Annotated in this window: 13 protein-coding genes and 2 pseudogenes; 10 read left to right on the top strand and 5 right to left on the bottom strand. The window is 41.4% G+C overall.

Going from position 1 to position 15482, the window contains the following annotated elements; all coding sequences use genetic code 11:
* The 5 genes and pseudogenes from ED312_RS23920 to ED312_RS20145 all read left to right on the top strand — a co-directional run.
* Positions 1–877 (top strand): annotated as a pseudogene (locus tag ED312_RS23920) (hypothetical protein); the annotation flags it as partial.
* A gap of 99 nt (positions 878–976) precedes the next feature.
* Positions 977–1801, top strand: coding sequence for a hypothetical protein (locus ED312_RS20130; protein WP_123217825.1), 825 nt, complete (start codon positions 977–979; stop codon positions 1799–1801).
* Between the two features lie 137 nt (positions 1802–1938).
* Positions 1939–3174 carry a gliding motility-associated C-terminal domain-containing protein gene (locus ED312_RS20135; RefSeq protein WP_123217826.1) on the top strand — a complete coding sequence of 412 codons (1236 nt, stop codon included), beginning with the start codon at positions 1939–1941 and terminating at the stop codon, positions 3172–3174.
* An 87-nt stretch (positions 3175–3261) separates the two neighbouring features.
* Positions 3262–4173: a PorP/SprF family type IX secretion system membrane protein gene (locus ED312_RS20140; RefSeq protein ID WP_123217827.1), complete on the top strand. Its 912-nt coding sequence runs from the start codon at positions 3262–3264 to the stop codon at positions 4171–4173.
* 23 nt (positions 4174–4196) lie between these two features.
* Entirely contained in the window at positions 4197–6125 is a 1929-nt protein-coding gene (locus ED312_RS20145; RefSeq protein WP_123217828.1) for an OmpA family protein, read from the top strand.
* A 211-nt stretch (positions 6126–6336) separates the two neighbouring features.
* Here ED312_RS20145 and ED312_RS20150 read toward each other — a convergent pair whose 3' ends face one another.
* The 4 genes from ED312_RS20150 to ED312_RS20165 all read right to left on the bottom strand — a co-directional run bounded on the left by ED312_RS20150 (position 6337) and on the right by ED312_RS20165 (position 11617).
* Positions 6337–6957, bottom strand: coding sequence for a response regulator transcription factor (locus ED312_RS20150; RefSeq protein WP_170164571.1), 621 nt, complete (start codon positions 6955–6957; stop codon positions 6337–6339).
* An 8-nt stretch (positions 6958–6965) separates the two neighbouring features.
* Positions 6966–9929 carry a sensor histidine kinase gene (locus tag ED312_RS20155; RefSeq protein WP_123217830.1) on the bottom strand — a complete coding sequence of 988 codons (2964 nt, stop codon included), beginning with the start codon at positions 9927–9929 and terminating at the stop codon, positions 6966–6968.
* A gap of 145 nt (positions 9930–10074) precedes the next feature.
* Positions 10075–10794, bottom strand: coding sequence for a helix-turn-helix domain-containing protein (locus tag ED312_RS20160; RefSeq protein ID WP_123217831.1), 720 nt, complete (start codon positions 10792–10794; stop codon positions 10075–10077).
* Between the two features lie 205 nt (positions 10795–10999).
* Positions 11000–11617, bottom strand: a complete 618-nt coding sequence (locus tag ED312_RS20165; RefSeq protein ID WP_123217832.1) for a response regulator transcription factor — start codon at positions 11615–11617, stop codon at positions 11000–11002.
* 161 nt (positions 11618–11778) lie between these two features.
* Here ED312_RS20165 and ED312_RS24515 point away from each other — a divergent pair, with 161 nt between their 5' ends.
* From ED312_RS24515 to ED312_RS20190, 5 genes and pseudogenes are all read left to right on the top strand, one after another.
* Positions 11779–11898: a lipoprotein N-acyltransferase Lnb domain-containing protein gene (locus ED312_RS24515; RefSeq protein ID WP_123217833.1), complete on the top strand. Its 120-nt coding sequence runs from the start codon at positions 11779–11781 to the stop codon at positions 11896–11898.
* Positions 11895–12239, top strand: a complete 345-nt coding sequence (locus tag ED312_RS20175) for a hypothetical protein (RefSeq protein ID WP_123217834.1) — start codon at positions 11895–11897, stop codon at positions 12237–12239. Before ED312_RS24515 ends, ED312_RS20175 begins: the two co-directional genes overlap by 4 nt.
* A gap of 114 nt (positions 12240–12353) precedes the next feature.
* A pseudogene (traM, locus tag ED312_RS24555) lies at positions 12354–12809 on the top strand (conjugative transposon protein TraM).
* Between the two features lie 298 nt (positions 12810–13107).
* Positions 13108–13947, top strand: a complete 840-nt coding sequence (locus ED312_RS20185) for an AraC family transcriptional regulator (RefSeq protein ID WP_123217836.1) — start codon at positions 13108–13110, stop codon at positions 13945–13947.
* 101 nt (positions 13948–14048) lie between these two features.
* Positions 14049–14699, top strand: coding sequence for an NAD(P)-dependent oxidoreductase (locus ED312_RS20190; RefSeq protein WP_123217837.1), 651 nt, complete (start codon positions 14049–14051; stop codon positions 14697–14699).
* Between the two features lie 97 nt (positions 14700–14796).
* Here the strand turns inward: ED312_RS20190 and ED312_RS20195 are convergent, their stop codons facing one another.
* On the bottom strand, positions 14797–15150 hold the full coding sequence (locus tag ED312_RS20195) for a transposase (RefSeq protein WP_170164573.1): 354 nt from the start codon (positions 15148–15150) through the stop codon (positions 14797–14799).
* Positions 15151–15482: the final 332 nt, after the last annotated feature.

Here is a 15482-nt window from a genome sequence, read left to right on the forward strand (position 1 = left end):
GATAACTTATACCGATGAAGACGGCATAGCGACCACGATCGACATCAACAGCATCGTGGATGATGAGACCGTGACCAACCTGGTGGACAACGGCGACGGTACGATCACCTATACCAACGAGGAAGGTATAGCCCAGACGGTGGACATGGCCTCGATCATTGCGGCCAATGAAACAAATACCATATTGGCCCTGACAGACGGCGAGTTGATATATACTAATGAAGGTAATGACAACCCCAATATACCACTGATTTCAACAGATGCCGACAATGCCATTACAGTCGGCACGGATGGATCACTGTTTACGGATACTTCTGCTTTAACTGTAGAACCCTGGTTGGTACAGGGCACTACCGACAAGGCCACCGAAAATGACCAGGACATTTACCAGATGGGCAAAGTGGGTATTGGCACGGACGACATGTTGGGTACGGAGAACCCGGATGTAGCACTGGCTGTTAACGGGGCCATACTGACTACTTCTGCCATCTATGCTGACTATGTTTTTGAAGATTATTTTGAAGGTTTTTCAGAACTGAACAAAGACTATACGTTCAAATCGCTGAAAGAGGTCGAGGACTTTATCAACAGGAACAGGCACCTACCGGGCATTACCAAAATAGATGCCCTGTGCAAAAACCAAAAAGGGGAGTATGTGATCAATCCTTCGGAGCTTTCGGTGCAGTTGCTCGAAAAGGTAGAAGAACTCTATCTCCATACCATCGAACAGCAAAAAGCCCTGGAGGGCAAGGACAGGGAAATAAAAAGGCTCAGGCAACGGCAGGAAGACAAAGACCATGAAATAGAAAGGCTCCAACAACAGCAGGAAGCCATGGAAGAGCGGTTGAGCAGGTTGGAGAAACTTTTTAAGGAATAATCATAATGCCTATGTACAGGCCTATCGGCAGGCACTAAAAACGCAAATGCCGGCAGGCTTATCAAAATAGTCTAAAGGAAAAATAAACAGCAGAAAGAAATGAAACGAATTGTATTAATACTATTGCTCGGGCTTGTTTTTAAGGTTGGATACGCCCAGCAAACGGGAATAGGCACAACAACCCCCGACTCGTCATCCGTACTCGATATCACAGCTACGGATAAGGGAATATTGGTGCCAAGGATAGACCTTACTTCCGGGACATTGGATCTGGATGGGCAACCGGGGCAGGCCACCGGGCTGTTGATCTTTAATATCGGGAATACTTTTGAACAGGGGTTCTATTTCTGGAACGGTACCGAATGGAAGGCCATAGGCGGCACGGCCGGTAATGGCAGTGGTGGGGGTGAAGACCCTTTCAACCCGAATGAAATACGATCGATAAGGTATATAGTGCCTGCAGCCGATTTTATAGAGGATGTATGTTGTATAAATGAGATGACCGGAAAAAGCTTAGGTGATACCAGCAATTTTAGACAGGACAAATCGGCTTATGAAATGGTGGGCGATTCTCAGGGGGAACCTATTATTATCAACGGATTGCGGATGGATTTTCTGGCATATGACGCTACCCGAGTGTCCCCAAAACTGTTCAATACCACCGCCAATGCCATCGTATACAATATATCCTCGTTATCTACCAATGACGCTTATATTGATGGTATCGGTACGACCATTGCTTCGAATCATTATAATTATTTGGTGGATGGAGATGATATTTTTGGGGCATCACCAAATGGTAACGGTGAATATGTGAATGTAATGTTGACCTTTGATACCGGCGAATGGTACCAGTGTACTTGGTTTGCTACTCAGGATGCCAACAATTTTTATTTATATATGACCGCTCAAAGGTTAAATTGATAAAGGAATTTAAATGTTATCATAAATTAAATAGCCTCTTTAAGAGTGATATTGTTATCACTACTGACGCTTTGGCTCTTTTTTCAAACAGGTAAGTTATACCTCCTTAGTCCCTCATATAAGCAAAACATTTAAAAATGGAAAAAATTACAACGATAAGAATAATAAGTGTCTTTACGGTGTTGAACCTGGCTTCTTATGTGTGTGGCCAGACCGTCAATACAGGGGAGCTGGTTATTGCTCCCGATACCCAGGTATCCACTCTGGGCGATTTTGAGAACACGGAAACCGGCGATGTTATCAACGACGGGGAGTTATTTGTTTACAACAACTTCCACAATGATGGCATGGTGAGCTTTAGTCCCGGCCAGGCCACCGGCCTGACCCTTTTTGAAGGAATACATGGCCAGCAGGCCATATCGGGTGACATGCCTTCCGGTCTTTTTCATGTGCTGTTCAACAACCCGGCCTCACAACCGGCCTTTGCGCTTTCCGGGGATATTTCCATTTCCGGGAAGGCCGAATTTCAGGACGGCATCGTGGACGGCGATCAGCACGGCGGGCTGGTCACCTTTGAGCAGGGGGCTTTCCACGCACTGGTGTCCGACCACAGTTTTGTCGACGGCCAGGTCCGGAAAACAGGGAACGAGGCTTTTGATCATCCCATAGGGGATGAGGGCTATTACCGGCCGGTACTCATGTCCGCCCCTTCCGGTAACGCAGACCATTTTACCTCGCAATACCTGCTGGAAAATTCCAATTCCCTCCATCCGCACGCCGACAGGGCGAAAAGCGTAGAACTGATAGACAATGCGGAATATTGGGAAATCAACAGGACCAACGGGGCCTCCAATATCGTACTGACTCTGACGTGGAACGAAGAGACCACCCCTTTGGATATCTTAAGCGAAGAAGAGGGTAAGGAAATACACATTGTACGCTGGGATGACATCAACGAAACATGGAAAGACGAAGGCGGTGTGGAAAACCGCGATGAAAAGACCGTGACCACGGCAGTATCCGGGTATGGCATATTTACCCTGGCCAAGGTCATGGCCGAAGAAGAGCCGGACGGCAGCCTGGAGGTGTATAACGGGGTGTCTCCCGACGGGGATGGCCGGAATGATTTCTTTTACCTTAAGGGCATAGAGCACTACCCGGACAATACCGTGACGATCTACAACCGCTGGGGCGTAAAAGTGTATGAAGCCAAAGGGTATAACAATACCGACGTTCGTTTTGAAGGTTATTCTGATGGCCGTGCCACTATAAACACAGGAAAATTACTGCCTGCGGGAACCTATTTCTATATCCTGGAATACACCAGTGACAACCGTGTCAAAGACAGGTCGGGGTACCTGTATATCAATTAGTGCCCTGAAATAGAAAACAGGAATGTGAAAAAACAAACAAGCCGCCGGGGACACGAGAGGGCTCCGGCAGTACTAAAAACAAGACAGATGAAGAAAACTATCATAGTATTGGCGTTGTTGGGTTCCTGGATCAGCTACGGGCAGCAGGAATCGCAATATACGCAGTACATGTACAATACCATGAGCGTAAATCCCGCCTATGCCGGGACCCGTGGGGTGATGAGCATCTTCGGCCTATACCGTTCGCAATGGGTAGGTCTGGACGGGGCGCCCAAAACGGCACAGCTATCGGTCCATTCTCCTATTAGTAGACAGGGGCATGGCCTGGGATTGTCCGTGATCAATGATGAGATCGGCCCCTCCAGGGATACCTATGTCAATGCCAGTTTTTCCTATAAGCTCCAACTGGATCCTTTTACCTGGCTGAACCTGGGGATTATGGCCGGGGGAAGTTTTCTGGAGGTGAACTATGACAAGCTGAACGTTCATGATCCGGATGACCCGTCGCTTAGCGGGAGGCTGAGCAGGTTCTCTCCCAATATAGGGGTCGGCGCCTACCTGCATTCCGATCACTGGTATGTAGGGCTGTCGGTACCTGCACTGCTGGAAACCCGTTTTTATGACGACATCCAGCAATCCATGGCTAAGGAAAAAATGCATTTTTACCTGATCGGAGGCTATGTGTTCGATCTGGATCACAACTGGAAGTTCAAGCCTGCAGCACTGATCAAGGCCGTATCCGGGGCACCTTTGGCTGTGGACCTTTCTGCCAATTTTCTCTATAACGAAATCCTTACCCTGGGTGCGGCCTATCGTTGGGATGCAGGGCTTAGCGGATTGGCAGGGTTTCAGGTCAACGACAACCTGATGATCGGTTATGCCTATGACTTTGATACTTCCAGGCTGGGAAATTACAATTCGGGAACGCACGAAGTATTTATCCGGTTTGAGTTTGTGTCCTCAGGGCGAAGCAGGATGCGTTCTCCCAGGTTTTTTTAATCTAACCCGACAAATCACAGGATATGTATAAAAAATTACTCATTACTCTAATATTTGTTATCACGGGAAGCCTGTATGCCCAGGAAGCCAGGAAAGCCAGGGCCGATGCGAATTACGAAAAATTCGCCTATATAAAGGCCCGTGAGCTGTATAAAAAACTCCTGGACCAGGACAATGCATCCCGGGACCTTTACGGCAAACTCGCCGATACCTACTACTTCAATGCGCAATATCCGGAAGCACTTGAGTATTATAAAAAAATGTTCGCCCTCGACGGAGAAACAGGCCCGGAGTATTATTTCAGATATGCCCAGTGCCTGAAAACATCCGGGAACCATGAGGAGGCAGAAAACATATTGAACCGGTTTTACGAATTGACCGGCCGGGAAAACGTAGCTAAAATGTCCCTGACCGAAAAACTTGAGGAAGTCGGACGTTTATCCGCGAGATATGAAGTCAAGGATGCAGGCATCAATACGGAATATACAGACTTCGGCCCTGCTTTTTACGGTAAGGACAAGGTGATCTTCGCTACGGCAAGGGATACGGGGATATTTGTAAAGCGGACCCATCAATGGAATGAAAAGCCCTTTTTAAAACTCTATAGTGCCGCGATAAACAGTGAAGGTACGCTGGAAAACCCGGAAGAGCTCCGGGGAAGCCTCAATTCGAAGTATCACCAATCCACTCCAACCATGAGCAGTGACGGCAGGACCATGTATTTTACCAGGAACAATTATATCCCCGGAACGTATGGAAGAGGGGAAGACGGTGTCAATCATTTAAAAATATACCGGGCCACATTTAAGGATGGGCAGTGGAAGGATGTTGAAGACCTGCCCATTAACAGTAATGATCATTCATCCGCTCACCCGGCCCTGAGCCCGGACGGCAAACAGTTGTATTTTGTGTCCAACCGTCCGGGTACGCTGGGATTGTCAGATCTGTTTGTCACAGAGATCCGTGAAAACGGTAGCTTTGGCCCGGTACAGCACCTTGGAGACACCATAAACACCAAAGGAAGGGAAACCTTTCCCTTTATAAGTGATTCCGGGGTGTTGTATTTTGCTTCTGACGGGCATCCAGGCCTGGGGGGGCTGGATATTTTCGCCACGATAAAAGATCCCTTCGGACAGTATCATGTGGTGAATGTCGGCAGTCCGGTAAACTCATCTTCAGACGATTTCGGATATATTATCAATGAGGATACCGGGCGTGGCTTTTTTTCATCGAACAGGGAAAATGCTATGGGTTTTGACAATATATACAGCCTGTTGGATAAAGAGCCTGTTTCCCTTAGGGCAGCCTTATGCGGGCATGTACAGGATAGTATGACCAGGGCGCCTTTGGCCGGCACCAGGATCACTCTCTATGATGAACAAAACAGGGTGTTGAAAGAAGACAGTACCGATCATAAGGGCGATTTCTGTATGGAAGTGCTAATGGCAAAAAATTATAATCTCCGCGCTGAAAAGCAGGACTATCAGACCGCAGAAGAGTTTGTCGACAAACTGGCCGAAGGCGAGAAACGGAAGTTGGTCGTAGCACTGAACAAGGAAAATATTGCCGTAACTACGGGAGATGATCTAACGGAAAAACTGAGACTGAAGTCCATCTATTTCGATTTTGACGGCTCCGCTATACGTAAACGTTCTGAAATAGAACTGGCCAAAGTCATCGAAGTGATGCGCAAGCACCCGGATATTGATATAGAGGTACGATCCCATACCGACAGCAGGGGCAGTGATACCTATAACACGCAATTGTCAGAGCGTAGGGCCAAAGCCACGATAGATTATATTGTTAATAAGGGCGGTATTTCCCGGGAGAGGGTTTCCGGAAGGGGGTATGGAGAATCGCAATTGACCAACAGCTGTTCCGATGGCGTAAAATGCAGCGAGGGAGAACACCAGTTGAACCGGAGAAGTGAATTTATAATCATTAAGATATAAAGAAAAACCTTATTTATTGTTTTCTTACGATTTGTTTAGATCAGGTTGTTTGGTAAATTCAGAGGGGCGGTCAAAGATTGAGATGATCTGTTAAAATACCGCCTCCTGAATTGATTTTGTGGAAATGATCTGAACAGGGTTAAAAGTGTAGAATGTGTAATTTCCCGGAAAAGCCGCTTTGAGTGTGTAGTGTTGACAGGCCCTGACCCCATTATAAATATTCTTTATTTCGCAAGGCCCAGAATAATAAGGAATTGTAAGAAGAGGTGAGGTTCAGCTTTTTTCTCATTTTGGTCTTTATTCTTTCGATATTTTTTTCACTGCAGAACAGGTTTTGTCCCAATTCCCTGTTCGATTGTCCTTCTATGATCCCTTTTAGTACTTTTACCTCTCTAACGGTAAGTTTGTCAAAGTCTTCCGGGATGTCATTCAATTCGTCAAAACCCTTCAAATAGTTTTCTCCGGCCAACAGCATTTTTGTGCATTCGCAGATCTCTGCCAAGGCGTTTGTCTTTAAAAGGAATCCTTTGGCCCCCGCTTCCACGGCTTCCCGATAGTAATGGATATTATTATGCATAGTTAAGATCACAAACACGGTTTGCGGAACTTTACTTTTTATTTCTTTTAAGATCTCCAGGCCATCTTTACGAGGCATGTTAATATCCAGAAAAACGATATCCGGTTTATAATTCATGACCTTATGATAGGTATCTTCCCCGTCTTCTGCTTCCCTGACAATGATATCCCTGAAATTATTTTGAAGTATCTCCCGTAACCCTTGTCTGAGTAACAGATGGTCGTCTGCCAGTAATATTTTGATCAGTTTATCCATAACAGGCATTAAAGGGGTATTTTACAAAGGACCTCAAAGCCTCCTTTTTCCCCTTTCCTTTTCATTTTATATGTTCCGCCGAGTAAAAAGATGCGTTCTTCAATGCTCTTAAGCCCCAAGGAGTTGACTTTATTCAAAGTTAAGGGGTTGGTTTTCATGCCCTTTCCGTTATCTGCGATCCATATCTTTAACCGCTGATTTTTTATTTTGAGACATATCCATGCATCGGGGGCATCGGCGTGCTTTATGATATTGTTCACGCATTCCTGTACGATCCGGTATATATGTAACGCTCTTTCTCCCTCGTAATGGTGATCTATATCGTCATCTATCTCACATCTGAAATACGTATATGAAACTTCATCCATATTTTTTAGAAGGTACTTTATGGCTTTGGTCAGCCCTAACCGGCGGATATATTCCGGATGCAGGTTGTTGGATATTCTTTGCACATCATCGATCAACAGGTCAATTTTAGATTCGTATTCCGGAGTGCTTCCCTCATTCTTTAAGAGGACCAGGCTTTGACCGACCCCGTCGTGAAGTTCCCTGGCCACCCGTTTTCTTTCATCTTCCTGCGCCTCAATGAGCCGGTGTGAATATTTTTGTTGTACCCTGTTGATCTTCTTTAAATAATTGACCCTGATCTGATGCAGCGTATATAATGCCAATAAAATTGCTCCTCCCACCGCTGTAAAAAACCAGGGGGTCTTCCAAAACGGGGGGGACACGCTAAAGGTATATTCGGTATGGCCTTCAGACCATCTCCCAAACCTGTCCGTAGCCCTTAATAGCAAGGTGTAATTTCCCGGCGCCAGAAAGGAAAAGTCAAGCGATGTTTTAGTAGTAGGTGCCGACCAGCTTTGGGCAGAAAGAGATTCCGAAACAAGTTTATAACTATAATCTATCGAAGCCGGAAGAAAAAATTCGTTACTCGAAAAGTGAAGGGTTAAATGGCTTTTATTATAAGGAAGTTCTATATCATATGGAATTCCGCTTGCGTTTATAGTATCATTTTTAATTCCTTCCGGAAGATCAACATGCTTTATCTCTGGGGGCAATGCAGTCATTTTTTCCGTAAGTTCCCAGATAATGAGCTCTTTATCCGTGGTGATGAACAATTTGTTTTTCTCCTTTAATACATCGACTATTTTCTCTGTTTTAATATTGGCGTTCTTTTCGTGAAGCCGGTATCTATGGGTTACATTTACCTGGCCCTTTAAAGAGTCGATCCGTATTTTATATATACTGGAACGATTAACCGCCCATATATTATCGCTGGAATCTATCGCAGAAAACCCTAGGTTTTTTAGCGGTAACCGCTCGTTCTTTAATGCTGTTTCTTTAACCTTCCAATCTGTTTTGGCCGAAGTCTTATAGAGTTCTCCAATACCTATGGTATCTGACTGCACATAGAGGTATTTCCTGTCCGATATTTTAATCGGTATCGTTACAGACGTACTTTTCTTTACTAAATGTTCTTCCTGATCCGGATCCGGAGTGAAGAATTTGTGAACATACCATCCTTTACGATCAATATAAAAATAAGTTCCGACGTCTATGGAATCTGCAAACATATAGATCCTCGGACGGTAGTCCTTATATTTTTTCATTTCTTTTTTTGGGTTTATATTCAGAACAAAACCTTGTTTGGATGTAGTTCCAAAAGCAATAGCCGACTTATCGTTATTTACCGGTAAAAGATGAAATATATCGGCGTCTGTATTGCGATTATCCGTATACGCGTACAGTGAATCTTTCGCTACAAAAATCCCGGCATCTGTCGCCACGAGAGTCTCTTTATTTTTCAAATAGCAATAATCATAAAAAGTTGTAATACGCGGCTCTACTGTTTTGGATACCGGTAAGGTATCTATCTCTCCATTGCCGAGGTTGATCTCCTCCAATCCCTTTTTGGCATTTATACAAAGTAGTGTACTGTCATTTTTTAAATTTAACTTAAAGGTATACGCTTGTGGTTTTAAAGGGTGTTTGTAAATATTCAACCGTAATTTAACGAGACTGCTTCCTGTAACGGGAAGCAACCAGTAATTTTCTTCCGAATCCTTGAATATATCAGCGTAAACAAGATCAAATATATCGACACCGGGATTCAATTTGGCCGGTCTTTTATCCGGGTTCAGGGAATAAATGCCTTTTTCAAAAGTACTTAAAAGTAGCGTATTGTCTTTAGTGGGAAGAATGTCGATTATTCGTAATGAAGCATTGTCAGGGCTCCTGTAATAGGCTTCTATTTTTTCCTGCCCCGACATTTTTAACACCACACGATTCCCTCCTATCCATACATTTCCCAGCTTGTCTTTGTTTATGCAGTAAAAATTTGATTCCGAAAACGGGGTGATCTTTTTAACCGTATTTTTTTCGCTGTCAATGACAACAATGCCGTCATTCATATCCGCGATCCATATTTTACCGTTAAAATATTCAAAGCGGCGGGCATACCTGAATCCGTCGAATTCTTTTACGATCTCGTTTTTGATATAGTTATATTCGATAAATCTTTCGGTGGTCAATATGTGCAATACGCCTTCGGAAATTTCATTGACCTGCATGTAAAGCTCTTCTGTATTGCGATCGACACCCGAAACAGGGATAAACGCTTTTCCCGTAAATTCATGGAGGCCGTCTGATGCTGCCAAAACAAAAAAACGGCCATCCCGTGTGATCACGGCATCACTTAGTTCTGCATGGCTTAATCCATTTTTATAGCCCGTAAATTCCTTGCCCTCAAATGAGAATAATCCGTTATAACTGCAAAACCAAAGCGTTCCTTCTTTATCCTGTATTACTTTGCTCATGCTCTCTGAACCAATCTCTTTGGTGTCGTACTTCTCATAATAATATTCCTGGCCGTGAATATTTTCCGTACACAAAAGAAAAACAATAAGTATAACGCTCTTTATAAGAACCTGATGTATACGGTTGGACAGTTTATGTCTTTTAAAACACATTTTTAGCACTTCTACAAACAGTCGATTTTTTTGAAGATTTAGCCTGGGAAATACTCCAAAGTGGGGTCATAAAATTTTTCATGATCATTAAGGAAATTCCGAATTAATCTCATAATGTGTTATAAAAATAAGAAAATTCCGGTTGTTATGATGCTGAAGCCCCCTCTTTTTTAACAAAATGTCTTGAAAAAACCACGCTGTACACTTTCCATATCTCAACAATATCGCTGATGTATATTTTGGTCTTATAGGGCATTTCTCCTGCATCTTCATTGATCAGGAACAGGGTGCCGGGAATGTTATTATTGATGTCCACCCTACCTATAAACACGCCATGCGTCCTGTTCACTAATATGTATATTTCACCATTAAGTATGTCTTCAGTGTGTCCAACCCATTCACCAATAGCATAAGAAGTTCCCTTATCCGTAGAGAATAGCGAAAAATCCAGTACCTGGAAGGCTCTTGTATTGTGATTTCCTATATAAGGGAAGTTATACCGGGGCATTTCGTTAATAAAGGAATCCTTATTCCTGTTATTTACATACTGGTATTGGTATTCCCTGGGAATTGCCACCATGCTTTTATGATATGATCGCGATATGTCTACGTTGGAAAACAGTATATTTAAGTCCAGGCCATATTTTCTTCCAACAGTTATGATACGTCTGAAATTCAGGCTGTTCCTTGCTTTCCATGTGGATAACGTATTGGATTCAATCCCTAAAAGCTTAGAGAGTTTTACATCCGTCCTGATCCCCAGGGTCTTTTTAAGCCTTTCCATAATTTCTGCTGCATTAAAGTCTTCCGTACAGTTTATGGCATTAAGCTCTTCCGTAATATCCATGGCATCCGACGCTTTCATATTCCTGTTTTTTTATGTAATTCTAGTTTTTTTATTGCTTTGAATAAAAAAAAGGATAATTAAATACCTTAAAACTACAAGAATATAAAAAGCTAAAGAGTAGGGGGCTCCCTATTTCTAACACAGGATAGGATCGTTGCAAATTGAAGTAAGAAGGGGTATTATATTCAGGGAAACCACCCTTTGATGCGCAAAATTTATACTTTTATAAGTAAACTTCATTGTGGATAGCCCAGTCAAGCAAAGCTCCGTAAGAAGGAGGTATATCCAGTTTTTTCCTTATTTTGGTCTTGAATTTTTCAATGTTCTTTTCGCTGCACAAAAGGTTGCTTGCAATTTCCCTATTGCTTTTTCCGTGTATTACCCCTTTTAACACGTCGGTTTCCCTTTTTGTTAAACCCGAAATAGCGGAATTTGCTGCGGTAGCTTCTTTTTCCAAAAAATCATCTACATACGTCTCCCCCCTTAATACAGCGTCCAAACATTCCTGTACCTTATTAAAGCCAGCCTTTTTAGGCAAATATGCTATGGCCCCGGCAGCCATAGCCTCCTGGAAATGCGTAGGGTCATTGTGTATAGTGAGTACAATGAATGCTATTTCCGGGAGTTCTTTTTTCACCTTCCTTATGACCTCAATACCATTTACACGAGGTATGGATATATCAATGAACACAAAATCCGGCCTGTGATGAAATATCTTTTTTAATGCCTCTTCCCCGTTTTCTGCTTCCGCAATCGCAGTGACATCTGCCATTTTTAAAACCAAAGAACGAATTCCTCTTCTTATAAGGGGGTGATCGTCTACTAATAATACTTTAATCATTTTTATCTGAATCTTGTAATCAGCACTTTACAAAAATACGAATTAGATGAATATTGAACTGTGTATACGTTTGAAAACCGGTTCTTTTATATTATGCATCAACGACTACTTAAAACAACATGATTTTCAGGTTTTTACACTCGTGTTCTTAGAGGTTATCGTTGTCCGTTAATCGAGATTTAAGAAAAAGAAAATATTTATATGATTACTTCGATAATAACTGTACTACTAAATTAGTGGAGTTATTTCAAGTAAATAATAATTTATTCTTTAGTACATGACAAAACAAAAACTAGTGTTTATAGGACTTATAGGTTCGGTGGTATTATTTATCGTCGGCTATGCCTATTGGAAGTTTGGCATGGAGGATTGGGAAGTTACTGAAGTAGAAACCGTAGCAATACCGGAATTGGAAGTTTCTGAACCGGAGTTTGATAATAAAAAAGAAGCGGTAGATGCCTTAGAGCCGGAGCGGGAGTTTACGCCACCCAGTGTATATGATGATAAGGAATTGGATAGTATGGGAATTACGATAGATTCTTTGCAGGTTGTGGAGGAAGGTGTTGCTGAAGGTGATGGTTCTGTAGAGTATACATCGTATGCAAAAGAAGAAATTCCTTAAATTACTTGGCTCAAAGAAGCTCGTGAGGAAGGTAATGGGGAGGTGCATCAAGAAAAAGATAATGAGAAGCTTCTAAAGGAATTGGCTAAACAACAAGAAGTATTGTTTGCAGGAGTGCAGTTGGAGGATGCGGATTTGATTGCAGATACGGATGCGCTGCTATATGTAAAGGTTCGAGGAACTCAAACGGTACAAAGTAAGTATCGGTTAGAAATGGAGCTTATGAAATCTGCAAGGATTCGTGGGCAGAAGTTTGAGCGGTATACGCGGTTGTATGGATTTGTGTCTTTTCAACCGACTCGAACTTTGTTACATATTACCCATATCGGAACGATGGAAGTGAGTCTCAAAGCATATGACAAGTAGGATGGGAGTGAAGGTATCTATACCGTGAATTCCTTTCGGGCAGAGGCGACCAAGGAAGCGGTCACTCAGACTATTGGAGAGATTAGTATTCCGGCGTTTCCGACTCAAACCAGCTTTTTACAGCAACTATTGCAACGCAACAACCGAAGAGTAAAGGTCACCATTGATGATGGGTATGAACTCATTTTAAAACCAGAATTATAATAGTTAAAAATGAATTGAATTAAAAGAAAGATGAAAATGATGATGAAATATATAAAAATACTATTAGGAATGATAGGCATAGGAAGTGGTTTACAGGCGCAAGCCACCGGGTATTGGTATTGCCTAAAACAGTTGTGGGGGCTCATGAGGAGTTGAAATTAGAGGTAGGTGAATTGATGGGGAATAGGAGTTTGGAATTGAAGATAGAGTAGCTATTGCTGTATTGAAATGGTAGTTTTATAGTTGTGTTTATTCAAGTTTATCAAAAGTAAATTATAGAAATAAATACCTTTGTGCCATGAAAACAGATATTCAAACATTTGCTTTTAAAGCACTGCCTATTGATATTGAGGTAAAAGATTTGAAATTTATAAAAGAGTTACCTGAAATGTTGGGGCAACCACACAGGGTTGCTTTTTATCAAATTTTATGGTTAGATAGAGGCTATGCTAAAATGAATATTGATTTTCATGAAATTGGGGTAGAGAGCAATGAACTTTTAATGATTACTCCTGGACAAATATGTGCGTTTGATACAGAATCAGCCTATGAAGGCAAACTGATTCTCTTTACCGGTTCATTCTTTAATGGTAGTGAAATCGATGCTAATTTTTTATATTCTTCAGAATTATTAAATCCCATACGACTGCATAAGAAGATAGCTATTCGTCCTGATCAAATGAGACCTTTGGTATATTTATTAGAAAAAGAGCTGATGCAAGGAGAAACCAGTTTTCAAATAGCTATAGCACAAAGTTATCTTCGTATTATTCTTTTTGAATCGGAACGGCAATTTTCGAAAGATGCTACAGTTTTAGTTAATTCTATTGCCAGACGCTTCTACAATGCAGTTGAAAATCATTATAAAAAAAATAGAACTACCGAATTTTACCAAAACCTATTGAGTGTTAATGAAAAGAAGCTAGCCAAAGAAATTAAAGTTTTTAGCGGAAAAACACCTAAAGTATACATAGACTCTAGAATAATTCTGGAAGCGAAAAGATTGCTTATATATAGTGATTTAAGTATTCAAGAGATTGGCTACAGCCTTGGTTTTGAAGAACCTTCCTATTTTAATAAATATTTTAAGCGACATGTCTATTCTACACCTTTTGAATTCCGTAAAAGGCATTATTGAATTCGAAATTGCGGATAATTACCATTTTTAGACGGGAAATTATTATAGGGTTGTAACCACTGCACAGTACTTTTGTTTCATTAAACATTTAAAAGTACAAAATGGAAAAAGTTGTTTTAATTGGAGCTAGCGGATTTATAGGATCTGCACTTCTTAGTGAGGCTTTAGAGAGAGGAATACACATCACAGCAGTTGTGCGTAATCCTGAAAATATTAAGATTACCCATACCAATTTAAAGATTGTAAAAGCAGATGTTTCTGATGCGGCCGTAGTTACTGAAGTAACCAAGGGAGTCTCAACTGTAATTAGTGCGTTTAATCCAGGTTGGACAAATCCTGCTATTTATGAAGAAACATTGCGCACGTACCCAGCTATTTTAAAAGGAGTAAAAGAAGCCGGAGTAAAGCGTATTCTTATTGTGGGTGGGGCAGGTACTCTATTTGTAGCACCTGGAGTTCGCGTAGTAGATACAGACGCATTACCACAAGAAATTATGGGAGGTGTACAATCATTAGGTGAGTTTTACCTAAACACCTTAACAACAGAAAAAGATATAGACTGGACATTCTTTTCACCAGCAGGTATCATAGAACCTGGAGAGCGTACAGGAAACTACCGCTTAGGGAAAGATGATTTAATCATCAATGACCAAGGAGAAAGTAAAATATCTGTTCAAGACTATGCAAAGGCAATGATTGATGAGCTAGAAAATCCTGCACATCATTATGAACGATTTACTATAGGTTACTAAGTTAGTATAAACGACTTCTCAATATGGCAGCACTTAGGTTGACCTAGTTTTAGGTGCTGCCCCTTTGAGATGTACAACCATAATTTAATCTTATTTTCTAAGTACATAACAAAAAATCCATTAAGTTGATGTTGAGGTTGTTAAATCCTGTCAACAGCCAATTTGATAACCAATCCAATCCATATTTAAAGACACTTACGGCTCTTCGTCCGTGTTTTTTGAAGGTAATGGGCTTGATCTTCCTATCCACAAAATCCCCAATTTTGTAGCACCAGACAAAGGCGATCATGGTCAACATGAAAAGCTTTTCCAGCCTGTCCAGTTGAGTGACATGGGTATCCTCTATATGAAACCCACTTGATTTGAGCGCTTTAAACAGGGTTTCTATCTGCCGCCTTTCCCGATAATACTCCAAAGCCTCTTCAGGTTTGTTATAGGAAACAATGATCAATATTATAGGGATAACCTTAATATCATTTGGGCGAATCCACTATACCTTTTTCTCTATTTGAAAAATAGAAAATTGAAATCATTGTTTAGATGTTTATTGCTGATATTCAATATATTATTTTTAACCTTTTCTTTTTTTTAGGTCAGGTTATTTTAATTGAAATATATCTATTAGTATTGTTTCTTTGTATAATATTGATATTGAACTCGTTTAAAATTTTTTGATTGAGTACAATATCTTGAAAGCGACTATTCAAAATTCTCCCAAATTTGACGAAGAATCGATCACTACAAAATATCCTGTTTTGAGTAAGTAATATAATTGAACAAAAC

The organism is Sinomicrobium pectinilyticum, assembly GCF_003725735.1.
In the GTDB taxonomy this organism is placed as follows: domain Bacteria; phylum Bacteroidota; class Bacteroidia; order Flavobacteriales; family Flavobacteriaceae; genus Sinomicrobium; species Sinomicrobium pectinilyticum.

What these genes read in the sequence shown, in the direction of transcription:
- ED312_RS20130 (WP_123217825.1), top strand. Translation starts at nt 977, where the DNA reads ATGAAACGAATTGTATTAATACTATTGCTCGGGCTTGTTTTTAAGGTT.
- ED312_RS20135 (WP_123217826.1), top strand. Translation starts at nt 1,939, where the DNA reads ATGGAAAAAATTACAACGATAAGAATAATAAGTGTCTTTACGGTGTTG.
- ED312_RS20140 (WP_123217827.1), top strand. Translation starts at nt 3,262, where the DNA reads ATGAAGAAAACTATCATAGTATTGGCGTTGTTGGGTTCCTGGATCAGC.
- ED312_RS20145 (WP_123217828.1), top strand. Translation starts at nt 4,197, where the DNA reads ATGTATAAAAAATTACTCATTACTCTAATATTTGTTATCACGGGAAGC.
- ED312_RS20150 (WP_170164571.1), bottom strand. Translation starts at nt 6,957, where the DNA reads ATGGATAAACTGATCAAAATATTACTGGCAGACGACCATCTGTTACTC.
- ED312_RS20155 (WP_123217830.1), bottom strand. Translation starts at nt 9,929, where the DNA reads ATGTGTTTTAAAAGACATAAACTGTCCAACCGTATACATCAGGTTCTT.
- ED312_RS20160 (WP_123217831.1), bottom strand. Translation starts at nt 10,794, where the DNA reads ATGAAAGCGTCGGATGCCATGGATATTACGGAAGAGCTTAATGCCATA.
- ED312_RS20165 (WP_123217832.1), bottom strand. Translation starts at nt 11,617, where the DNA reads ATGATTAAAGTATTATTAGTAGACGATCACCCCCTTATAAGAAGAGGA.
- ED312_RS20175 (WP_123217834.1), top strand. Translation starts at nt 11,895, where the DNA reads ATGACAAAACAAAAACTAGTGTTTATAGGACTTATAGGTTCGGTGGTA.
- ED312_RS20185 (WP_123217836.1), top strand. Translation starts at nt 13,108, where the DNA reads ATGAAAACAGATATTCAAACATTTGCTTTTAAAGCACTGCCTATTGAT.
- ED312_RS20190 (WP_123217837.1), top strand. Translation starts at nt 14,049, where the DNA reads ATGGAAAAAGTTGTTTTAATTGGAGCTAGCGGATTTATAGGATCTGCA.